Source organism: Sphingobacterium thalpophilum, from assembly GCF_038396785.1.
Taxonomy (GTDB): domain Bacteria; phylum Bacteroidota; class Bacteroidia; order Sphingobacteriales; family Sphingobacteriaceae; genus Sphingobacterium; species Sphingobacterium thalpophilum_A.
In genome coordinates this window covers 1647798-1671086 of the sequence record NZ_CP151087.1, presented here as the reverse complement: position 1 = coordinate 1671086, position 23289 = coordinate 1647798, and the positions used below count along the sequence as shown (strand labels likewise).

Annotated in this window: 20 protein-coding genes; 14 read left to right on the top strand and 6 right to left on the bottom strand. The window is 39.7% G+C overall.

Going from position 1 to position 23289, the window contains the following annotated elements; translation table 11 throughout:
• Positions 1-319 precede the first annotated feature (319 nt).
• Positions 320-1018: an RNA ligase family protein gene (locus tag AACH28_RS07575; RefSeq protein ID WP_201665078.1), complete on the top strand. Its 699-nt coding sequence runs from the start codon at positions 320-322 to the stop codon at positions 1016-1018.
• Positions 976-2127: an AAA family ATPase gene (locus tag AACH28_RS07570; RefSeq protein ID WP_232475734.1), complete on the top strand. Its 1152-nt coding sequence runs from the start codon at positions 976-978 to the stop codon at positions 2125-2127. The genes AACH28_RS07575 and AACH28_RS07570 overlap by 43 nt, the downstream gene beginning before the upstream one ends.
• A 207-nt stretch (positions 2128-2334) precedes the next feature.
• On the opposite strand, the gene AACH28_RS07565 is transcribed toward AACH28_RS07570, so the two are convergent.
• Positions 2335-2829, bottom strand: coding sequence for an STM3941 family protein (locus AACH28_RS07565; protein ID WP_341832638.1), 495 nt, complete (start codon positions 2827-2829; stop codon positions 2335-2337).
• Between the two features lie 310 nt (positions 2830-3139).
• Complete coding sequence (locus tag AACH28_RS07560; protein WP_112374319.1) at positions 3140-4162, bottom strand: IS5 family transposase; 1023 nt, start codon at positions 4160-4162, stop codon at positions 3140-3142.
• A 259-nt stretch (positions 4163-4421) separates the two neighbouring features.
• Here AACH28_RS07560 and AACH28_RS07555 point away from each other — a divergent pair, with 259 nt between their 5' ends.
• Positions 4422-4994 carry a Crp/Fnr family transcriptional regulator gene (locus AACH28_RS07555; RefSeq protein WP_341832637.1) on the top strand — a complete coding sequence of 191 codons (573 nt, stop codon included), beginning with the start codon at positions 4422-4424 and terminating at the stop codon, positions 4992-4994.
• A 32-nt stretch (positions 4995-5026) separates the two neighbouring features.
• Here AACH28_RS07555 and AACH28_RS07550 read toward each other — a convergent pair whose 3' ends face one another.
• Complete coding sequence (locus tag AACH28_RS07550; RefSeq protein ID WP_341832636.1) at positions 5027-5512, bottom strand: hypothetical protein; 486 nt, start codon at positions 5510-5512, stop codon at positions 5027-5029.
• Between the two features lie 855 nt (positions 5513-6367).
• Between AACH28_RS07550 and AACH28_RS07545 the strand changes: the two genes are divergently transcribed.
• The 3 genes from AACH28_RS07545 (at position 6368) to AACH28_RS07535 (ending at position 10135) form a co-directional block, all read left to right on the top strand.
• Complete coding sequence (locus tag AACH28_RS07545; RefSeq protein ID WP_341832635.1) at positions 6368-7759, top strand: DUF1080 domain-containing protein; 1392 nt, start codon at positions 6368-6370, stop codon at positions 7757-7759.
• A gap of 11 nt (positions 7760-7770) precedes the next feature.
• Positions 7771-9186, top strand: coding sequence for a Gfo/Idh/MocA family oxidoreductase (locus tag AACH28_RS07540; protein ID WP_341832634.1), 1416 nt, complete (start codon positions 7771-7773; stop codon positions 9184-9186).
• A gap of 451 nt (positions 9187-9637) precedes the next feature.
• On the top strand, positions 9638-10135 hold the full coding sequence (locus AACH28_RS07535; protein WP_046675718.1) for a DinB family protein: 498 nt from the start codon (positions 9638-9640) through the stop codon (positions 10133-10135).
• 29 nt (positions 10136-10164) lie between these two features.
• On the opposite strand, the gene AACH28_RS07530 is transcribed toward AACH28_RS07535, so the two are convergent.
• Entirely contained in the window at positions 10165-10527 is a 363-nt protein-coding gene (locus AACH28_RS07530; protein WP_046676349.1) for a helix-turn-helix domain-containing protein, read from the bottom strand.
• Between the two features lie 154 nt (positions 10528-10681).
• Between AACH28_RS07530 and AACH28_RS07525 the strand changes: the two genes are divergently transcribed.
• Positions 10682-11212: an NAD(P)H-dependent oxidoreductase gene (locus tag AACH28_RS07525; protein ID WP_286844368.1), complete on the top strand. Its 531-nt coding sequence runs from the start codon at positions 10682-10684 to the stop codon at positions 11210-11212.
• Positions 11213-11327: 115 nt separating this feature from the next.
• On the opposite strand, the gene AACH28_RS07520 is transcribed toward AACH28_RS07525, so the two are convergent.
• Together AACH28_RS07520 and AACH28_RS07515 are read right to left on the bottom strand one after the other, a co-directional pair.
• Positions 11328-12083, bottom strand: a complete 756-nt coding sequence (locus tag AACH28_RS07520) for an SDR family oxidoreductase (protein WP_070569450.1) — start codon at positions 12081-12083, stop codon at positions 11328-11330.
• A 50-nt stretch (positions 12084-12133) separates the two neighbouring features.
• Positions 12134-12523: an AraC family transcriptional regulator gene (locus AACH28_RS07515; RefSeq protein WP_046675721.1), complete on the bottom strand. Its 390-nt coding sequence runs from the start codon at positions 12521-12523 to the stop codon at positions 12134-12136.
• 236 nt (positions 12524-12759) lie between these two features.
• Here AACH28_RS07515 and AACH28_RS07510 point away from each other — a divergent pair, with 236 nt between their 5' ends.
• The 7 genes from AACH28_RS07510 to AACH28_RS07480 all read left to right on the top strand — a co-directional run bounded on the left by AACH28_RS07510 (position 12760) and on the right by AACH28_RS07480 (position 23283).
• Positions 12760-13440, top strand: coding sequence for a response regulator transcription factor (locus tag AACH28_RS07510; RefSeq protein ID WP_046675722.1), 681 nt, complete (start codon positions 12760-12762; stop codon positions 13438-13440).
• Positions 13441-13442: 2 nt separating this feature from the next.
• Entirely contained in the window at positions 13443-14789 is a 1347-nt protein-coding gene (locus tag AACH28_RS07505; RefSeq protein ID WP_115047940.1) for a HAMP domain-containing sensor histidine kinase, read from the top strand.
• Positions 14790-14879: 90 nt separating this feature from the next.
• Entirely contained in the window at positions 14880-16151 is a 1272-nt protein-coding gene (locus AACH28_RS07500; protein WP_341832633.1) for a TolC family protein, read from the top strand.
• Positions 16151-17257, top strand: a complete 1107-nt coding sequence (locus AACH28_RS07495) for an efflux RND transporter periplasmic adaptor subunit (protein ID WP_341832632.1) — start codon at positions 16151-16153, stop codon at positions 17255-17257. The genes AACH28_RS07500 and AACH28_RS07495 overlap by 1 nt, the downstream gene beginning before the upstream one ends.
• A gap of 1 nt (position 17258) precedes the next feature.
• Positions 17259-20354, top strand: coding sequence for a CusA/CzcA family heavy metal efflux RND transporter (locus AACH28_RS07490; RefSeq protein WP_341832631.1), 3096 nt, complete (start codon positions 17259-17261; stop codon positions 20352-20354).
• Positions 20355-20756: 402 nt separating this feature from the next.
• Entirely contained in the window at positions 20757-21656 is a 900-nt protein-coding gene (locus AACH28_RS07485; RefSeq protein ID WP_070569465.1) for a dihydrodipicolinate synthase family protein, read from the top strand.
• A gap of 169 nt (positions 21657-21825) precedes the next feature.
• Positions 21826-23283: an aldehyde dehydrogenase (NADP(+)) gene (locus tag AACH28_RS07480; RefSeq protein ID WP_341832630.1), complete on the top strand. Its 1458-nt coding sequence runs from the start codon at positions 21826-21828 to the stop codon at positions 23281-23283.
• Positions 23284-23289 lie beyond the last annotated feature (6 nt).

Genomic DNA, 23289 nt, shown 5'->3' with positions numbered 1-23289 from the left:
GGTTTGATACTTTTCAGCTTAAAGGTAGTAAAATCAAATTCTATTTTATAGAAACAAAAATAGAATCCCAGCTAAAAGATGAAGAAACATTTGATTCATCACATTTTTGCTGGTATTCGTCACATTTTTCTGTTTTATGTTTTTAAGATAAATTTAATACTTTTGTAGCAATAGATCATTAGTATTGTCAATTTTTAAAATTTAAAGTCATGTAATGCATTGTCGATATTTAGGAAGAAAGTAAACAACGGGATTTACCCGGTTTGTTTACCCTACACCTATGTCTTCAATTTTATTAGTATGGATTTAAATTTTAAAAATGGAATCAACAAAATATGGTCGTACCTATCATTTCCCATTTTCGCCAGGGACAAGCAGCGACGATCGTTTTAATCAACATTATTGGAAGGATATACAATCTTTCCATAAATTGTTATTTACAGAAAAATTAGATGGTGAAAATAATTGCCTTTCACGGCGTGGAGTATTTGCACGATCCCATGCAGCTCCGACCACGTCGCCATGGACGGCTCAGCTTCGGGAGCATTGGTCTAGATTAAAAAACGATCTGGATGATTTAGAGTTTTTTGGTGAAAATCTTTATGCTGTGCATTCTATCGAATATGTGCAACTTGAGCACTATTATTATGTTTTTGCTGCTCGAATTAAAGATCAGTGGCTTTCATGGGAAGAAGTTACTTTTTATGCCAGTTTATTTGATTTGCCTACTGTACCTGTTTTAAAACTTGAAATTGTAAAGGGTTTGACTGAGTTGGAACTTCGACGTTCAGTCGAAAATTTGGCCATGCAGTCTTCTAAATTTGGATCGGTTGACCCTAAAACTGGAGAAGCATGTACGATGGAGGGGTTAGTCTGCAGAAATGCTGATGCGTATACTGTCAGTGAATTTCAGCACAATGTTTTTAAATATGTTAGAAAAGGACATGTCCAGACCGACGAACATTGGACAAAATCATGGCGAAGAACAAAAATGATTTGGGAAAGGAGGGATTTCTAATGGAATGGACAATAGCAGTAAATAAGAATTGGTCGGCTTTAGAGAAGCAATTTTCTTGGGTCAGGGATATGGAACAGGTACAACAAGACCCTTTACATCATGCCGAAGGGAATGTCGCGATTCATACCCAAATGGTATTACAGCAGCTGGAAGGATTGCCTGAATACCGGAATCTGGATTATCAAAAGCAGGAGCTCCTCTGGGCTTCCGCTTTATTGCATGATGTCGAGAAGAGATCAACGACAATTGTCGCTGCAGATGGTCGTATCAGCTCTCCAAATCATGCCAAAAGAGGAGCACAGACCGCACGGGAGATTTTATTTCGTGATGTGGAGACCCCTTTTGCATTACGGGAGGAAATTGTCGCATTGGTACGCTATCATGGGTTGCCATTGTGGTTGATGGAAAAAGTCGATCCAATGAAGAGCGCCTTGGAGGCGTCATTGAGTGTCAATATGGGCCAACTTAAGTTGTTGGCCGAAGCAGATGCTAAAGGAAGGTACTGTGCCGATTTGGATGCTTTGCTCTACGCATTGGATATGTTCGAACTGTATAGTAAAGAGATTGGCTGCTGGGATGCCACACGTTCTTTTTTGTCCGAAAATGCACGATTTACATATTTTAATGGAAACAATAGCTATGTTGATTATGTGCCTTTTGATACATTCAAATCCACCGTGACTGTACTTTCAGGTTTGCCGGGAATGGGCAAAGATTATCAGATTTTAGCGATGAATACTGACCTCCCTGTTATTAGTTTGGATGACATCAGACGCAAATATCGCATTGATCCTACTGATAAAAAGAGAAACGGATGGGTTGTACAGGAAGCAAAAGAGCAGGCAAAAAAATACTTACGCTGTGGACAGGATTTTATCTGGAATGCCACCAATATAACTTCCCAGATGCGAAAACAATTGATCGATCTTTTTGTCAGCTATCAAGCTTATGTGAAATTGTTATACGTTGAAAAACCCTATAAGATTTGGCGCGCGCAGAATAGCGATAGAGAGTACCCACTACCAGAAACTGTCTTGGATAAAATGCTTCATAATTTGGAAGTTCCCCAGTTAACAGAAGCCCATGAGGTTATCTATATTACCGCGTAGATGGTTTTTTACGGTTGAACCGCTAATATTTTTGAATTGATTTGAAGAATTAAATAAAGTACTAAATCTCAAAATTTTGCGTTTTTATAGCAAGGATATTTTCTGATGTAACCGTGTTAGATATAATAAATGCGAATCAGCCCACTTATATGGATAAGGGGCTGATTTTTTTTAGACTACCTTTTTTTGGGGAACGCCGATGTACAGCTACATTTTTAGTCGCTGTAGCAACAGAGCCATAAGCTCCTTTTCTTTGATATCGATGACATCTATGTCGATCCAAAAAGATGCATGTTTTGTTGATAGATTACAGTCAATAAAGCTTAATAAATGAATTAGACGGCTTGTTTTTTCTTTTCTTAGCGATGAAAGGTCATTTAGTTTTATAAAAATAGAATTTGTCCGATATAAACCAGTAACAAAATAATCGATATCCGTCCATGGGATTTGCTTCGGTTTCAATATGCTGTTGTTTAGTAATATATGCTCATCTATAATGAGTGCGGCCTCTCCTCTTCGATAGCGGTTTAACTGTTGTAGTCTAAGATAAAAAACCGATGCGGCCACGAGTACCCATATCGTCGAGGTTAGTTTAATAATAAAATCATAGTATAACCAGGCATATAACCCAATGACTACTGGAAGAAAACATAGCAGCATGCTAATGATAATTTTTCCTTTGCTAAAATTAATTTTGATCATTGCTTTCTCTTTTTTCAAAAAGTACAAACTCTGCAAAAAATGGAGCCTGCCATTTTCATCATAGCTCCAATCTGTTAATCATATTATTGGAGTACCTGTTATAAAGGTAGGGGGTAAAAGCCATTGAAACTATTCCGATTTATGAATCGTGCTTGTTGAATGATTATTCGTATTACAAGACCGTTGCAAAATAATGTTGATATTTTCTGATCGGTTATTTTTGCTTTTTTTTGCAGTTTTTTCCGATTTGGATTCGGAAATCTAGTTGCGTTTTCTTGAAAAATCCTCTTTTTGAGGCCTTTTCAACTGCTTAATTTGTGTTTTTTATTGCATTGGACACAAGTATCCCAGGTGATCTGTAAAGATTGTACGCCATGGCTTCCATTAGATTTTGTGTATGCATTTTGGCGATCCCCTTATACCTTGCACAGCTTGAGTTGAACCATCGCCGGATGCTCCCGAAGGTCCGTTCAACTTTGAACCTGATCTTGCCGATCAGTTTGTTTCTTAACTTCTCTCTTTCGGTTAACGCTGTTCCTTTCTTTGCCTTATGCAAGATCCTGCTTTTTAGCTTTCCTGATTTGATCAATTCCTCATTTTTAGAGGAACGATATCCCTTGTCAGCATAGATATGGATGCCCTTTGGAAGGTCAGCCGAAGATATTACCTGTTGAAGATTGGCAATTTCATTTACATTTGCTGGAGTGGTTACCACGCCCAGAACCAGGCCTTCTGTATCGGTGACATAATGCTTTTTATAGCCATAACGTGTTTTCCCAGCCTTCTTTATCCAACGAGCTTCATGGTCAACACCCGGGCTCTCTTGTTGGATCAATAACTGTTCACTATTCTCTTTATCCAGCTCAGAATCTTCGCGAGGATGTTCACTACGGTCACTTTCGATCTCGTAAATAACTTTGCCTTTTGGTTTTAGCGGAGAATCAACAATACTGGCATCAACGATAGCTCCACGTTTTACCAATATTTTATGTTTATTCAACTGCTTGTTCAGCTCCTTGAATAGATTCTCATAAACACCCTTTTCTGTCAGCGAGCTGCGAAAACGGCTAATAACACTGTGATCGGGAACCGAATCGTCCAAACTGATGCCAACAAAGCGACTAAAGGAGATACTGTCGTTTATACGGTCTTCTACTTCGTAGTCACTCAGACCATACCAGGTCTGTAGAAGTGTCATTTTGAAGAGGACAAGACCAGAATAACTAGGGCGTCCCATTTTGCTTTCCCCTTTGTGGTAATGCTTGTTGATAATATTTGAAATCGGACGCCAATTTACCAATGTATTGATCTGATCGAAGAATTCCTGCTTGATTTTCCGTCTTTGAACCATGTAATCAACAAAGCTAACTTTTTCTGTCTTTTCCATACCTTAAATATAACGAAAATCAACAAGAAACAAATTAAAAAATTGAATATCAATAAAATAAAAACCAAATACTTTTGCAACGGTCTTATTACTTGAATTTATCTTGTCATCCCTTCCGTATTGAGCTTAATTGAAATGGTACCGCATTTCTTTTTTTTGATAAAATGAATGAGTAGCTTTGTTTGTACAATAAATTGATGGACTGTTGGAAGAACTTAAAGAACATTTGAAGAAATTTATCGATATCGATCCGATTGAATTAGAGGAAATATTGAGTTACTTTAACATGAAATCGGTCGCGAAAAAAGAAAACATACTGGAAGAAGGTCAGGTTTGCAAATATCATTTTTTTGTATTGAAAGGTGTTTTACGTAAATTCTTTGTCAATGAAAAAGGTGTTGAACAAACAACTGAATTCGCTATAGAAAATTGGTGGATGACAGATAATATGGCTTTCGAACATAAGCTTGTCACTTCGTTTTACATTCAGGCGGTGGAAAAGTCCGATGTGGTTTATATCAGCCAAGAAAATCAGGAAAAATTGCTCGCGGCATTTCCTGTCATGGAACGATATTTTCGCTTTGTGTACCAAAGAGCATATGCTGCGGCACAAATGCGGGTTAAGTACCTATTTTCGTTATCCAAAGAGGAATTTTACCATGATATGCGCCGTAAATATCCCCAATTTGTCCAACGTGTTCCGCAATACCTCATTGCCTCATACCTGGGGTTCACACCAGAATATTTAAGTGAAATCCGAAAAAAAATAAACTTCTGAAAAACCTGCTAAAATCTTACTGTAATTACAGGTTAATAGCATTGGTCCGAATCTGCAATACGGAAGGGTTGAATTTCAAATTGAATGTTGTGTTCGTTAGCATAAGCTTTAGCTAATTTCTCGAATTTTTCCATTGCCTTTTCTTCCGAAACTGCAAAACAATGCAGGTTTAATTCCAGCGGTTTCTCAGAGGTTGCTGGATCGATGCGCAGTTGCTCAACTTCAGAGAGGACGACGGCAAAAGAAGTTTTACAGATCTCAACTTCTAAATGCGGCCCCATTAATTGAGATGAAATGCTATAATAAGAATCGTTATTTTGGATTTCTTCCTGAAAGGGATCTAAATAAGTCGTAACAATAGATCGATAACCATATTTAGCATTACCAAAAAAGTGATCAATATATTCCTGTGCTTTTTCATATGTTGAGAAGACACCTTCCAGATTGGTGAATAAATCTGGATCTTCTTTTACTTCTTTTGAAACTACTGTATATACCTTAATGGGGTTGGTTGTCATATTTTATATGCTACTGTTTGTACATTAAGTAAAAGTAAGTTTTTTTGCAAAAAAACTAATTTAGACTTTTGTCTATGAGCGATTCTAAGATAAAATCCTCGTTTTAAAATAAAAAATTTCCTTTGTTAACTTGTAGCCTGTTTAGAGCAGGTGTTTGTGCTTTAAAGTTGTATATAATTTTCGTATTCTCCAAATTTTTTACTGATTGTTTTTATTTGCTTTTCCAATATAATATAAATTGCTCGTATAAGTACCTCAATGAACGAATTATCGCATTTTATTTGAAGTTTGTAGCATCTCTCCATATTTATGGGGGATTAGTTAGGTACCACCTCATTACTTTGGTATGATCAAATTCGTACTGTAAGCAGGTTGAGTCCACAGTGATTCCACTTTTTAACTGTGCATTCACTGTGGATCCATATTACTTACATAGTAGGAGCATAGGGGTGTTGAACCTAATTTGTCCATACGCTATTATAGGTAGTAACCGAGGTCTATTTTGCATTATTGATCCGGAACATTGTTGTGTCCCTTATTTGACAGGGCATAAATAATTGGGTTTGACTGTGCTCGCTCTATGTTTGAATGAAATGATCTGTTTGTTATACTGATTCAAACGTTTTCGTAAATAAATCATATCATTTAATTCATTTCGCTTATATTAATTAATATATTGTTTGACTAAGTCAATTGAATCAATAGCCAATAAGTAAATAAAGTCCTATCCGGCTTGAAAGTTACACGTAGCACCGTCTACAGGTTTTCAATTTAGGAGGTCTCGATTTTGTTCTGATTGACGAACCAATGATGAATAAATAAACCGGGTTGATAGACCCAAGATTAAATTTTACAATGAAAAGAAATGCACTATTTAAATCTGTTTTAATGGCAGCTATGGTCAGCAATGCTGTCTTGTCGTATGCTCAGGCAGATAAAAGTAATGAGAAAGGTTGGACAAACCTTTTTGATGGAAAAACGCTAAATGGTTGGAAATCTGTTGGAGGAAAAGCTCCTTATTCTATAGAGGGAGATGCTATCGTAGGTCGAATGACAAAAGGTACGCCCAATTCTTTTTTAATCACGGAAAAAGAATATGGTGATTTCATATTGGAGCTGGATGTTAAACTTGAGGGTAATGAAACAAACTCAGGTATTCAGACCCGAAGCCATCTTGATCCAAAGGCTAACGATGGGCGCGGACGTGTATATGGAAGGCAAGTAGAAATAGACCCCTCTGCCCGTGCATGGACAGGTGGAATCTATGATGAGGCGCGTCGTGGATGGATTTATCCACTCGATTTAAATGAAAATGCTAAAAAAGCTTATAAAGTAGAGGAATTCAATCATATTCGAATTGAAGCCATTGGTGATGAACTGCGCACTTGGATCAATGATATTCCTGTTGCTTATGTCGTTGATACGATCGATAGGTCTGGTTTTATCGGCTTGCAGGTGCATGGTATTCCACCTAAACTGGACGGAAAGAAAGTGTACTTTAAGAATATTAAAATAAAAACAACCGACCTCAAATCAAAAGGTTTTCCAAAAGATCTTTATATCGTGAACTTGAAGCCAAATGATTTGGCAGATGCCGAAAAGAAAAAAGGAGTTAAGCTTTTGTTTGACGGTAAAACCAATAAGGGCTGGCGGAGTATACATGGCGATAAATTTCCGGAACGTGGCTGGGAAGTTAAGGATGGACAAATGACTGTTCTGAAATCCGACGGCGGGGAGTCAACCAATGGCGGTGACATCGTCACAAAAGATAAATACGCCGTGTTTGATCTCTCATTTGAATTTAAGCTTAGTCCGGGAGCGAATAGCGGTGTTAAGTATTTTGTCACTTTAAAAGAAAAATCAAAAGGATCCGCTATTGGTTTGGAATATCAAGTACTGGATGATGCTTTACACCCTGATGCGAAATTGGGACGAGACGGAAATCGTACATTGGCATCGCTTTACGATCTCATCACATCCAATCGTGACGAGCGTGCGCGCAGACCCATCGGTGAGTGGAATAGAGGTAGAGTTGTGGTCACAGCAGATAACAAAGTGGAACATTATTTAAATGGAATTAAGATGTTGTCTTATGAGCGGGGCTCCAAAGCGTTTAAAGATTTGGTTCAGATCAGCAAATATAAAGATTGGGAAAATTTTGGTGAAGCGAAGGAAGGTTTTATTCTTCTCCAAGACCATGGCGATCGGGTTTCATTTCGCAGCATAAAAATCAATACACCCAATTAAGCTTATCTCTTATGAATCATTATTTATCGCGCAGAAGCTTTGTTAAACAGTCTGTTATCGCTGCAGGAGCGGTTATGCTATCCAATAGTGTATTGGGAAATGTCAGTTTGGCTAAACCAAATGAGCGTGTCAACTTAGCTTGTGTAGGCTTAGGAAATAGGGCCGCAGAAATCATTAAAGAGCTGTATAAAACAGGACTCTGTAATATTGTCGCGCTATGTGATGTAGATCTTGGCGCGAAACATACACAGGAAATTTTGGGCTTGTTTCCTGATGCACCGAAGTTTAAGGATTTTAGGGTAATGTTTGACAAAATGGGAAATCAGATTGATGCGGTAAGTGTCGGAACTCCTGATTTTTCGCATTTTGCTATAACGATGCTTGCACTGGATTTAGGTAAACATGTCTACGTGGAAAAACCAATGGCGAGAACATTCCTTGAAGTCGAACTAATGGCAAATAAAGCTCGGAAAAACCCTAAGCTTGCTACCCAAATGGGAAATCAAGGGCACTCCGAAGCAAATTACTTTCAGTTTAAAGCCTGGAAGGCTGCCGGCATTATTAAGGATGTGACACGCATCGATGCGCACATGAATATGCCGCGTAGATGGCATAGCTGGGATGTAAATATAAAGGGTTTTCCTGCCGCAGAAATGATCCCCGAAACATTAGATTGGGATCTTTGGCAAATGCAGACTATTGGCCATAATTATAATAAGGATTTTGTGAATGGTCAGTGGCGCTGTTGGTATGATTTTGGAATGGGAGCGTTGGGCGATTGGGGGGCACATATATTAGATACAGCGCATGAATTTTTAGATTTGGGGCTGCCTACAGAAGTGTCCGCTGTGAAGCTCGACGGGTATAATTCCTATTTTTTTCCCATGTCTTCAACCTTGAAATTTCATTTCCCAAAAAGGAAAAAGATGCCAGCAGTCGATATCAATTGGTATGATGGACTGGATAATTTGCCACCTATACCCGAAGGCTATGGTGTATCCGGATTGGATCCCAATATTCCTGCACCTAGTACAGGGAAATTGGAACCCGCCAAACTAAATCCTGGGAAAATTATTTATAGCAAGGATTTGATATTTAAAGGTGGCTCACATGCCAGTACCTTGCAGATTATTCCAGCAGCGAAAGCTAAGGAAATGGAATCTAGGATGCCGGAAGTGCCAAAATCACCGTCAAACCACTTTGCTAATTTCTTAAAAGGTTGTAAAGGTGAAGAAAAGACCCGCTCGGCTTTTGAAATTGCAGGTCCTCTGAGCCAAGTATTTTGCTTGGGTGTAATTGCACAACGCTTGAATAGTAAGTTGATATTGAACACACAGACAAAAGAAGTGACCAATGATAAGTTTGCCAACGCACTCTTAGCCGGACCTCCACCAGCAAGAGGTTGGGAGCAATATTATAAGATGTAAAGGCCATTAAATGGGTATATAAAAGAAAGGGCAATGTTTACATTGCCCTTTTTATGTTTGAAATGAAAAGCCTTTATAACCTATCCTACTATTATTGGGAAGATGGGCCTGCTTTTTTCTCGATTCCATGAGATGATAAAGGATGATGGAAGATTATAATTTTTTCAGTCATTTATAAAAAAAAGGTTTTCAAACGGGGAGAATGAAAACCTTAAATAACCAATTATAAACCTAAATTATGATGATACAAATGTAAGTGTATTTACTACACTATGCAAATTTATTTTAAAAAATAATTGAATCGATTTTAAACAAGCTATAGGAAGTAGCTATTTTTATAGGAGTAAACTGTATTTTTGACGAAACGGACTGCTATCTGCATTCTTTTTAAACGCTGTAGCTTTATGGATTTTAAAAAGCATCCGCGTAGACTTTTAGCTATTTTAAAAGCATGGAAAATTTAGAAGTATGGATGCGTGGACCTATTGAAGGAGTTCCCGCTCTTCTCCAACCTGTTGCGCATGCACTTTTACAAGTTGAAGAAGATGTTTTGAAGTATACCGCACAAATATCCTCAGCGCAGCTTTGGACAAAACCGGGTGGCAACGCCAGTATAGGTTTTCACCTGCAACATATTCGTGGAGTAATCGATCGCATGTTTACTTATGCCGAAAATAAATCCTTAACGGATAAACAATTTGACGACCTCCGTCAGGAAGGTCTAGAAGATAGTGCTTTGAGCGTGATATCGCTTGTAGAAAACTTACATCGGCAGATTCAGCAATCTTTGCAAAAACTGGCGTTAATTGATCCGGACACCCTGACTGAAGTGCGTTTTTTGGGTAGAAAACGGATCCCTACGACGTTGATTGGTTTGTTGTTCCACGCTGCAGAGCATGCACAGCGTCATGTCGGCCAATTACTGGTAACAGCACGATGTATGAACTAAAAACAACCTTTAGTTCTGTCAGCTAAAGTCTAAGATTTTTGAACCTGTTGTAACTTCTCTCCCCATTTCCCTAGTTCTCGAATAATTGGTTTGAGTTCATATCCCAGTGCAGTCAGCTCATAAAGTACACGTGCCGGGACTTCTGCATATACAGTACGTTTAATAATGTTATCATCTTCTAGCTTGCGCAATTGTAAGGTGAGCATACGTTCAGTGATACCCGGTAAACATTTTTTGATTTCAGAATAACGTAGCGCGCCATTGATGAGATAGCAGCATATGGCTAGAGCCCATTGACCACCAATCACATTAGCGGCAAAAACTTCGGGGCAATTATGCTCAAGTTGCTTTTTATTTGAAAAGTTAGTGGAGCTCGTCTTGATTTTAGTCATACGCACATTTTTTATAGTACCTAACATTGGGTTACAGATAAGCCAAAATAGGAATTATGTCGCTATTTTTAAATCATAGTCCTGTCGTTTATTAAAACTGCCGCTACGAATCGGCTAAATGTGGTGACTTGTGCATATATAGATACATAATAAAATGAAAACATTAATAGTCGTTATTCACCCCAATTTTGCTGCTTCCGTCGTAAATAAAAGTTGGGTTAAGGCCTTGGAAAATCAACCTGAGTTGTATGACATCCATCAATTGCACCAAGTCTATGCTGATGGTAAAATTGATGTCTTGGCCGAGCAGCAGATGATAGAGAAATATGATAAAATTGTCTTTCAATTTCCCTTTTATTGGTTTAATTGTCCGCCGTTTTTCAAGCAATGGCTGGATGAAGTGCTTACCTATGGATGGGCTTATGGTAAGAACAGTGGCTACAAATTGGAAGGAAAGAAAATTGCATTAGCAATTTCTGCTGGGATAGACGAGCAGGAGTATAGGGAGACAGGAAAGTATAAATATAGCATGGATCAATTAACAAGTCCTTTTGAAATTACTTTTGATTATGTTAAAGCGGATTATCAAAAACCTTTCGTCTTTTATGGAGTTGAAAAAGAGTCATCTACCGCATGGGTAGAAGAGGGCGTCACGCGCTATCTCCGTTTTTTGGAGCAACTCTAGTTAATAAATATCATGGCTTGTTTATTGTTGCTTAGCTTTTGTGATATACGAATCAATCCAAAGAAATAGGCTTATCAAGAAAGCATCTTTCTCAAGATGCTTTCTCTTTGTTGTTTTACCGTGTTGTATAACCACCATTGGCAAAAATGGTCTGCCCCGTTATCCACCAACCATCGGTGACCAAGAATTCCACCAAAGGCGCAATGTCTTTTATATCGGTTAGCCCACCTAATGCTGAAGCAGATTTATGGTAAGCAACAGCGTCTTCGCTTTCCTGTCCATAGAAAAATGGCGTATCCATTGGCCCCGGGGCTACAGCAGTAACCGAAATTCCCCGTTCTCCAAATTCTTTTGAAGCAGCTCGCGTAAAATGCTCTACTGGAGCTTTCAGTCCTTCATAAGTAGAGTATAATCCCGTATAGGCCGCCAATAATGAGGTAACAATCGTACAGATTTTGCCATTTGCATTCAGTTTTTTACCCGCCTCCCGAATAAAGAAATAAGCAACTTTTGAATTGATGTCACTCATGCTGTCATATTCTTCGACCGTGGTATCCACAATTGGCTTTTTCAATACTTTACCGACCGTATTAATGGCGATATCTACGCCACCAAACTGCTCAATTGCGACATCAAAAAGTTTCGTGATATGCTCAATTTTTGTCAGGTCCGCCTGCACTAATATTGCTTCTGCCCCCGCGGATTTGACAGCTTCCAGAGTTTGTTCAGCGTCTGCTTTGGTATTTTCACTATTGTAATGGATCACCAGCTTTGCCCCTTGAGCCGCAAAATCCCGACTTAACAATCCGCCAAGGTTTTTTGCACCACCAGCGATAAGGACAACTTTTCCTTTTACATCATTTCTTGCCATAATAATTTAAATTTTGATTATAGCAAATCTCACAAATGTTAAGGAACCTCTTATGGTGAACTTTTCGCTTTTTTCAATTGACGAAATTGTGATGGCGACATGCCTTCATATTTTTTAAAAAATTTGGTGAAGTTGGACGGGTCGTATGTCAGCATCTGTGCAATTTTCGCAATGGTCAGATCGCTATTAATGAGTAGGTCTTTGATACAAGCTAATATTTTTTGTACATAAAAATAGCAGGGGTGATTTCCGGAAGTTTCCTGTATAATCTTGATAAGATGCTTTTGTGAAACACAGAGTATGTTGGCGATATCCTGAAGCTCCATCATATCTATGCTGTCTCCACGAACCAATTCCGCTAAATGACGATCTAAAAAGTTAAAATATTGAATCGTAATCTCTTCACTTCTTTTTCTATTGGAGAGCAATGCTGTGTTCATTTTAATTCCTTTCCGAATTGTTAGGTTAAATATAAACAAATAATACTGGACGTAATATTTTTTACCTGAATAATCGAGAATTCCGCATAATGGACTCGTCAACGTTATAGACAAAGATTTTTATCCTCGACACTGCTCTTGATCACCCGAACGATTAATTTGTAAATTCGTATACTTGTAGAATTCTAAGAGAAATTCGTAATTTTTATAATCCCGCATAAAAATAAACTGAGTATATGCAGATACTTTTAGTAGAAGACGATCGCCGTATTAGCAGCTTTGTTGTTAAAGGTCTAGAAGAGATGGGCCACAAGGTCATTTTGGTTGAATCTGCGGAAGCGGCACGTGAATGGATCAATGCGGATTCATTGGACATTGTCGTACTTGATATTATGTTGCCCGGAATAGATGGTATACAATTTACGAAGATGATCCGATATCGAAAAAATCATATTCCAATATTGATTTTAAGTGCCTTAGGAGAAGTTGAAGATAAAGTCGAGGCCTTGGAAAGTGGTGCTGATGATTTTCTTGTCAAACCCTTTTCCTTTAAGGAATTGGTTAGCCGTATCAAAGCCTTGGTACGCCGCGACAATTATAAAAACGTACCAAAGGATAGCTGCGTAGAAATTCATGATTTAAAAGTGGATCTTGAACGGTATGAAGTCCATAAGAATGGTAAAAATATCGATCTATCACCTAAAGAATTTAAACTGTTGAAGTATCTGATCGAAAATCGCAATAAAACCCTTTCAAGAACAGCGATCTTACAGGCCGTCTGGGGAATTGATTTTGATAATAATACCAATGTTGTCGATGTATACGTTTCTTATTTAAGAGGTAAGATTGATGCGGGGAGTGATACCTCCATTATCAAAACGGTGAAAGGGGTAGGTTATATGCTCACAACGGACTGACCATGAATTTAAAGATTCGACTCACACTCTTTTCTACCTTGGTATTCACCATCATTTTTGGGCTTGCAACGCTAGTCATCTACTGGATATTTTATAATTCTTCTGAACGACATCTGATAAGCTCGCTGGAAAAAAATGCGAAGATAGCCGGTATTTATTACCTTGAAGCGGACGAACAGAGCCCGCTAAAGCACATGGAATCCAAAAATCAATATGAAAGTCTGGTCAAGCGCGCGATGGTAGCCGTTTATAACGCAGCGGGGAAGGTGAGTTATGGTGGTATGCGGTTTGATAATCAAATTAATACAGATTTGCTGAACCAGCTGAAAACAGACAAAACGGTTTATTTTAAAACAGCCGATAGCTTTTATTTTGGTTTGTATTATCCCGATAATCAGGGCGATTTCTTTGTGTTTGTCAAAGAGTCCAGCGCAGATTTTGATCATCAGTTGAACCGTTTACTCATTACGCTTGTCTTTGTTTTTCTCATTGCATTGATTAGTATTGCCTTGTTGTCGGTCTGGCTGAGTAAGTATGCTTATCTGCCCATTCGTAAAGTGATCCAAGAAATTCAGCATAAAGATTTAAGTACCATTCAGGAGCCCTTGACCGCCATAAAAACCAAGGATGAACTCCAGGATCTGATTGAAAGTTATAATGCACTCCTACGTCGGATCAGTGAAAATATGATTATCAGAAAGAACTTTGTAAGTTATGTTTCCCACGAGTTCCGAACGCCTTTAGCGGGTATCCTGGGCTCAATGGAGGTCTTCGGCGCAAAAGTTAGAACGGAGGAAGAATACCGTGAACTGGCCGAAACCATTACCGAGCATGTGAATTTTCTGAATCAGCTTATTGGTAATTTTCTATTACTGACCGAAGATCAGGCCCTGAAACGTTCCCTGGAAACCTTTCGTATCGATGAGATCGTGTGGGACCTTGTACCTAAATTTTCGAGATCATTTGCCGTACCCCTGAAAGTCGATATAGAGGTCGACGAGCCACAATACTTTAATTTTCGGGGCAACAAGATGCTCGTCTCCCTTTCGATCTCTAATTTAATCGAAAACGCACTGAAATATGCAAATGGGCAAGAAGTGCTTATCCGAATGACCAGTGCAGATGGCAGACTGTCTTTACAAATTATAGATCACGGCATCGGTATCCCAAAGGCCGAACTGGAGTCTGTGAAACAGACTTTTTATCGTGGGTCAAATGTCGGTCAGGTGAAGGGCAGCGGCATAGGCCTCTCATTTGCGCAAATCGTTTTTAAGGATCAGGGCGTAGACTTTGATATTCGCTCGAACCATCTGGGAACTACCGTATCACTGCTATTCCCTAAATTCTAATCCTTTTCTAATCTCTTCTAATTATACTTTAATTTAACCTAAAGTTGCCTGTAATCTCTGTCCGTTAGTTTTGTGGAAATTCAAAATTAAGTGAGAAAGCTACGTATTACATTATTTTTACTTCTTGGCCTGAGTAGCAAACTATTTTCGCAGGAAGCGGTTGAAAGCCGTTTACGAAAATCGGAGATTGAACAGGTGTTCCTTGCGCATAACCTGAGCTTAATGGCACAACGTTTTCATATACAACAGGCTGATGCAGCAGTACTTCAGGCAAAGCTCTGGCCCAATCCAACGATCTCAATCTCAGAGGTCAATCTTTGGAAAAATTCCAGCAGCGAATCCTTTCCTGCGCTGATCGGTCATTATGGTAAATATCAGCAGCTGGCTGTTGAGCTGGAACAGACGATCGAAATGGCCGGGAAACGGAAAAAAAGGGTGCAATTGCAGCTTTTGGAAAAAGAGAATGCCCGGCTTCAATTTGAAGAATTATTGCGGAATTTGAAATATGATCTCCGGAGCCAATGCCTCGAACTACAGATCTTACAGGAAAAAGAACAATTATACAGTAGTCAGGTCGATATTTTTCAGACCCTAGCGAAGTCCTTTCAAAATCAATGGAAAGAAGGCAATGTGAGTGAAATGGACTATCTCAGGATTGAAAGTGAGTCGATTGCATTTGGGAATAAACTCAACGAAATCCAGCAGGAAAAAATTGCAAAAATGAATGCAGTTGCGAGCTATCTAGGAGATAAGGGGACTGCACTTTACATTTCGGATACGATAGGTATGCCACTTTTTCTCCTGGGGACGAAACAGGAATGGAAAATGATGGCCCTGGAAAACCGTAGCGACTATAAAATCATCCACAATACCTGGAAGAAAAGTAATGCGCAGTTGGAAATCGAAAAAGCAGAACGTACACCAGATCTCAAAGTATCAATGAATTATGACCGGGGCGGAAATATCATGCGCGATTTTATAGGCCTGGGTGTTGCTATGGATCTTCCTTTATTTAATCGAAACCAGGGCAATATCAAAGTTGCTCAACTGGAACTTGAGAAAAACAAAGTTGAAATCGCACAATTTCGTATCGATATTGAACGAGAGATCGAGTTCCTTTCGGCGCGTTTGAGCAATCTCGAATCGAGCTTGAAAACGATGGATACAGGCTTTGATCGTAAACTGGATGTCGCGCTTGAACGCTATATCCGCAATTTTCAAGAACGACGGTTGACCATCGTTGAATTTATAGACTTTATCAATAATTACATGGAAAACAAAGAATCAATATTGGAGCGCAGGGCAAAATACCTTCAGTATAAGGAAGAATTGACGTATTTAATCGGAAAGGACATTGTCTAATGAAAGGGAACTTTTTAATGCCACTGACACTCCTGTCCATATGTTTATTGTGGAGCTGTCAATCAACGAAAAATGAAGAGCAGGTTACGCCGCCAACTAAAGGTTTTTGCCTTAGCGCAGATTTCAAAAACCAAATTAAAATTGATTCGATTCAGAAGCGGGCGGTATTTGAACAGATCGCTTTAAATGGGGTCATTCAATACGATCAGGATGAGCTTGCTGCACTAAAGAGCCCGATACCCGGTATCGTGCAGTCTGTCTCCGTCAAGATGGGTGATTATGTGGAGAAGGGACAGATTCTTGTATCGCTTAAAGGGACCTCGGTCAATGATTTAGGAAAGGAGCTGCGTGAGCTGGAGAATAGCAAGCGCTTGGTGGAGAGTAAATTGGCAAGTCTTCGCAGTCTACTGAAAGATGGTATGGCTTCCCAACGGGAACTAGAAGAGATGGAAAGCGAATTGAAAGCCACACAAATCGGAATACGTCATGTAAAGGCCAATATGAACCTGCTCAATGGATCATCAGAAAATGGTCTATTTTACATTCGTGCACCCAAAGCGGGTTATATAGTCGATAAAAAGGTGAGCCCCGGTATGACAGTTGGTGATGATGCCGAGTTACTCTCGGTAAGTAAACTAAATGAAGTATGGGTTTCGGTCAATATTTATGCAAATAATTTACCTTTTGTGAAAAATGGTGCGCCTGTCAAAATCACCACGTTAGCCTATAAAGGGGAATCTTTTGATGGCTATATTGATCAGGTAGCCAATTTCTTCGATCCTGAAGAACGTGTCGTCAAGGCGCGTGTAAAGTTGTTGAACAAAGACCTGAGGTTAAAGCCGGGCATGAGTGTGGATGTATTGGTGGAAAAAGCTGTTTCAGGACAAGAACAGCAGATGCTGGCTATTCCCAAAGATGCCATCATTCTGCATAATAACCAGAATTTCGTGGTGCTGTACAAAAATGACTGTGATCTGTCCGTAAAGCTTGTGGATATTGTTGCTGAGAATGAAACCTATGCTTTTGTCAAAACAGGAATAGCCGAGGGAGATCAGGTGCTGACAGAAAATGAGCTGATTGTATTTGATGAATTGATAAATAGATAGGATGAAGAAAGTTGTACAAAATATTGTTTCGTTTTCATTGAAACACTCCTTGGTCGTCCTATTTTTTACGTTGGCATTATTATTCGGCGGGATATACGCCTACCTGCATACACCGATTGAAGCTTTCCCCGACGTCACCAATACACGGGTCAGGATTATCACACAATGGCCGGGACGTAGTGCTGAAGAAATCGAGAAGTTCGTCACATTACCGGTAACCAAAGAGATGAATACCATCCCAAAGAAAACGGATGTTCGTTCGATCTCCTTGTTTGGCTTATCCGTTGTAACGATCCAATTTGAGGATGGTGTAGAGGACTTTTATGCCCAGCAGTATGCGGGTAATAAGATGCGTTCCATCGATTTGCCGGACGGCGCGGAAAGCTCCATCGAACCACCTTCGGGTGCTACCGGAGAAATTTTTCGCTATGTGGTGAAGAGCAATCTTCCGATTAAAGAAGTTTCTGCCATTCAAGATTGGGTGATCGAAAGGGAACTTGTGGGGGTGCCAGGTGTGGCGGACGTCGTGAGTTTTGGGGGGGAGGAAAAGATCTATGAAATAAAGATCAACCCAACAGAGCTGGCGAATTATAACTTGTCGCCACTGGACGTATATGAAGCCGTATCGCGTTCGAATATCAACGTCGGTGGGGATGTGATCCAGAAAGGAAATCAAGCCTATGTCGTTCGTGGGGTAGGTTTATTGGATAAGATCGACGATATTGGTAATATTTTGATCAAGGTGGTCGGCAATACACCGATTCTAGTCAAACATGTAGCCGAAATAGAACTGGGCGCAAAGCCACGACTTGGCCAAGTGGGACTCAATCAGGAAGATGATCTTGTACAGGGAATAGTCATTATGCTGCGGGGAGAAAATCCTTCGGCTGTCGTCACAAGGCTAAAGGCAAAAATCGAAGAGCTAAACCAACGTATTTTACCCGAAAATGTCAAGATCGAACCCGTTATAGATCGTACTAAACTGGTGAATAATACCGTGCATACGGTTTCCAAAAACCTGATAGAAGGGGTTATTCTGGTTTCGATTATTGTCTTTATCTTTTTGAACAACTGGAAGACAACCTTTATTGTTGCCTCGGTCATTCCACTGGCTTTCCTCTTTGCGATTATATTATTGAAAATACAAGGTTTGCCGGCCAATCTGATTTCAATGGGGGCGTTGGACTTTGGACTCTTGCTCGAAGGAACATTGGTAATCGTCGAGACTGTTTTTGTCTCTTTGGAAAAAGAGGCCCATCGGCTTGGGACGGAACGCTTTAATAAAATCTCCAAGCTAGGGATCATAAAAAAAAGTGCAGGTTCTGTTGCAGGGTATATCTTTTTTGCACTATTGATTTTAATTGTCGCACTGACTCCTATTTTCTCTTTTCAAAAGGTGGAAGGAAAAATGTTCTCACCATTAGCCTTTACGCTCGGTTACGCCTTGTTGGGGTCCTTGATCCTGAGTTTGACCTATGTGCCCGCGATGTGTAAATACTTATTAAAAAAGAATATCAAAGAAGATGAAAATAAGATCACTAAAGTCAGCCGTAATGCCATTTTTAAAGGTTTTAAAAAGGCTTTTGACCATCCAAAATGGACATTGTCTATTTTTATGGTTGTCTTGTTCGTCTGTATGTTCCGGTTTAGCCATTATGGTTCCGAGTTTCTTCCAAAATTGAATGAGGGTGCAATCTATGTTCGCGCAACCTTACCCAATAGTGTCAACCTGGAAGAATCGGTGAAGCTGACCAAAACAATGAAAACAAAACTGATGAATCAGTTTGACGAGATCGACTTTATAATGACACAGACAGGCCGTCCCAATGATGGCACGGATCCAACAGGCTTTTTTAATATTGAATTTAATATTGAATTGAAGCCCGAGGGGGAGTGGAAACGTAAACTTTCCAAAGAGAAATTGATCAGTCAGATGCGGGATAGCCTGCAGACTTTTCCTGGAATCAACTTTGGCTTTAGCCAGCCGATTCAGGATAATGTGGAGGAGTATGTGGCCGGGGTAAAAAGTCCACTAGTTATCAAAATCTTTGGTGAAAACTTACAAGATTTAGAGAATAAGGCCAATAAGTTTGCAGAGTCACTAAAAAAGGTCAATGGCATTACGGATGTCAATGTTTTTAAAAATATAGGTTTGCCAGAACTCCGCATTCAACTGCATGATTCAAAAATGGCTAAATATGGCGTTTCAACCAAAGATGTGCAGTCCGTGATCGAAATGACTATCGGGGGGCAATCTGTGACACATTTCTACGAAAATGAGCGGATCTTTGATGTTCGCCTGCGCTTCCAAAAATCATACCGCGACAACCCCGAGAAGATCGGAAATATCATTATTCCGACGATGAATGATCAGAAAGTACCCCTCCGGGAGATCGCAACAATAGATTATCATACCGGGCCGGCATTTATTTACAGAGAAGGGAATTCCCGCTATATTGGTGTTGGCTTCAATATTGAAGGTCGAGATTTGGGAAGCACAATTGCCGATGCGAAAAAACAGATAGAAAGAGATGTGAAACTGTCCAAATCCTATAAGGTCGTCTGGGCTGGTGAATTCGAAAGCAAGGAACGGGCAACAAAACAACTGATGAATGTTGTGCCAATTTCGTTGATTTTGATCTTACTCTTGCTGTATGCCAATTTTGGTAATGTCAAAGATACGCTGATTTCTTCACTGACCCTCGCCTTTGCTTTTATTGGTGGATTCATTTCCTTGTGGATTACTGGAACGACATTTGGAATTTCGGCCGGTATCGGATTTATTATTCTCTTTGGCGTAGCCACAATTGATGGTATTGTCTTAATCGGGATTATGAAAGAAAATCTGTTGAATAAAATGCGCTTGAAACCTGCTATTTATGAAGCTGTCAAAAGCCGGATCAGACCCATCTTAATGATTGCATTAATGGGGGCGATGGGCTTATTGCCAGCTGCACTTTCAAACGGTATGGGGTCTGAAATTCAAAAACCCCTGGCGATTATGATTGTTGGTGGATTGATTATTTGTATGATTCTCTCGTTTTCAGTACTACCTATTGTTTTTTACTTCGCTTATAAGAAGGAGAACCGCGATTAGTTACCCATTTTTAATTATTATATACGATACAAAGGTTGCCTGTCCGACAGTGCAACCTTTGTTATTTTTAACATGCAGCTGTACGTTTCGTAATAGCGATCCAAAGTTGAAGCGAATAGCGATATATCGTTTACATGCTATTTTGTGTAAATCTTGTTATAAATGTTGAATTTACATTTAAGTTCCTTAAATTAAGCCTCAACATAAAAAGCACTTCGTTGAAGTTTTGCCGAGATAATTTATAAAGCTGTATTTAAAATTAGAAAAAACATTCTTTTGAATCCTCGTGAGTTGTATTTACGAGAAAAGGTCAATATTAGGTCAGTGTTGATTAATTCATAAGAAGACTGAACGTACTATTCCAGATAGATTTGTGATAAAGAAATATTAAAATAATACGCTATGGCACAATTTAAATGGGAAGGAATATATCCTGCAATGTTATCACCATTTGATGAAAATGGAAATTTGGATTTTGATATGTTTGGTAAAAACATTGAAGCACAATTGGATGGAGGTGTTCACGGTTTGATTATCGCTGGATCATTGGGGGAAGCAAGTGTTTTGACTACAGAAGAAAAGTATGATTTATTGACCTATGCGTTGAAACTTGTTGGTGGTCGTGTACCCGTATTGCTAAATATTGCAGAAAATACAACTGCTGCTGCGATCAAAGTGGCGCAGACCAGTGAGGAATTGGGAGCCGATGGTTTGATGTTATTGCCACCAATGCGCTATAGAGCCGATGATAGAGAAGCTGTCGCTTATTTTCGTGCTGTTGCACAAAGTACCAAACTGCCAATTTTAATCTATAATAACCCAGTTGACTATAGTACTTATGTATCGTTGGATATGTTTGAAGAACTATTGTTGGAACCAAATATCCAGGCAGTGAAAGAATCTACACGAGATTTAACCAATATCACGCGTTTGAAAAATCGTTTTGGTGATCGATTAAAAATTATGGCCGGTGTAGATACCTTGGGGCTCGAGTCTTTAATGTTAGGGGCTGATGGGTTAGTCGCTGGATTGGTGGACGCATTCCCAAGAGAAACAGTGGTTATGTATGATCTTGTGAAAGCTGGTGAATATAAAAAAGCGGTAGAAATATACCGTTGGTTTATGCCTTTGTTGGAATTGGATATTCATCCTAAATTGGTCCAATACATTAAATTGGCCGCTACAGCTGAAGGAATTTCAACACCTTATACACGCGCGCCGAGATTACCGTTGATCGGTGAGGAAGAACAACGTGTGAAAAAAATTATTGCAGATTCAATCGCAACGAGACCACAATTATAGGAATGCTTCTGAACTCTCTGGATGAGAGTTCAGGAAATTTTCTTTTTAGAACCAAGTAAAAATGCGCGAAAAGGACCTTCTTATTATATTGAGTAACCGCAAGGAATGAAAATATAGGGAAGGTTTTTATTGATTTTTGAAGATACTAGTTACCATAAAAACAAAAGGAATGGATAGAAACGAAAATGAGATTGATTACGTCGTAAAACAGGCGGAGGCTGGATTTCAGTTTCTTCAACAAACGGATGTCATCGAACGAGCGGAATTGATGTATGCCATTGCCGCTGAAATTGAGGAATTGGGCGAAATATTGATTGAAACGGCTCATCTGGAAACGGCACTACCTTTGGGAAGACTGCAGGGTGAAAAGGCGAGAACAGTCAATCAATGGCGTCGATATGCCGATGCCGTTCGTACTGGTTTATACAGTGAAGCTCGGATAGATCGGGATCCAAATGGCCAATTTGATTTAAGGAAATATAATAAAGGACTTGGTCCAGTGGTCGTCTTTGGCGCGAGTAATTTTCCTTTCGCCTTTTCAACTGCTGGCGGAGATACTGCAAGTGCCATTGGTGCCGGCTGTTCAGTCATCGTAAAGGCTCATCCTGCGCATCTTAAAACTTCCCAATTAATGGCTGACGCCATTGATCGTGCGGTTTCAAAACAGGGCGTTCCGACTGGTGTTTTTAATCATGTGCTGTCAGATTCATTTGCTGTTGGGCAACAGTTGGTTAGCCATAAACAGGTAAAGGCTGTGGCATTCACAGGTTCATTTCGTGGCGGAAAAGCCTTGTTTGATTTAGGGCAGTCTAGACCTGAACCTATTCCGGTATTTGCTGAAATGGGAAGCGTAAATCCGGTTTTTATTTTGCAAGACTACCTCGCTAATCATCTGGAAGCATTTGCAAAGCAGTATATTGGATCATTACTCCTCGGTGTAGGGCAGTTTTGTACTAATCCGGGTGTATTGGTAGGCTTGGCGGGCGAACCGTTCGATCGGCTCAAACTGGCCCTAAAGAGCGAACTAAAATCTGCTGCTACAGGGAAAATGTTACATTCGTGTATTCTGGATAGCTACAATCGCCTAAAAGGCGAAATGGTTCAATCGGAAGGGATCAGCGTATTGGGGGAAGGCGAAGGTAATACACCACATGATTTTGCCCGGGCTGTACTTGTCGAAACTGAAGCCAGTCAGGTATTAAACAATCCCAACTTGCTGGAAGAGGTTTTTGGACCTTTTGGGCTGATTGTATCCTGTAACGACCAAAATGAGATGAATCTTGTCATGCAACAGCTTGATGGGCAGATTACCCTGACTTTCGCTGCCACGGCGCAGGACATACATGAATGCCCGGCTCTTTTTGCAATGGCTCAGGACAAATGCGGAAGACTGCTGTTCCAAGGTATGCCAACAGGCGTAGAGGTTCAGTATGCCATGCAGCATGGCGGACCTTATCCAGCAACCACAGATGCTCGTTTTACTTCAGTAGGGCCAGATGCGGTAAAACGGTTCGTCCGACCTTTTAGCTTCCAGAATTGGCCGAATGAGTTTTTACCTAAAGAGCTACAAGACGGAAACCCATTACAAATTGATCGTCTGGTCAATCAACAATGGACGAAAGCATAATATAGA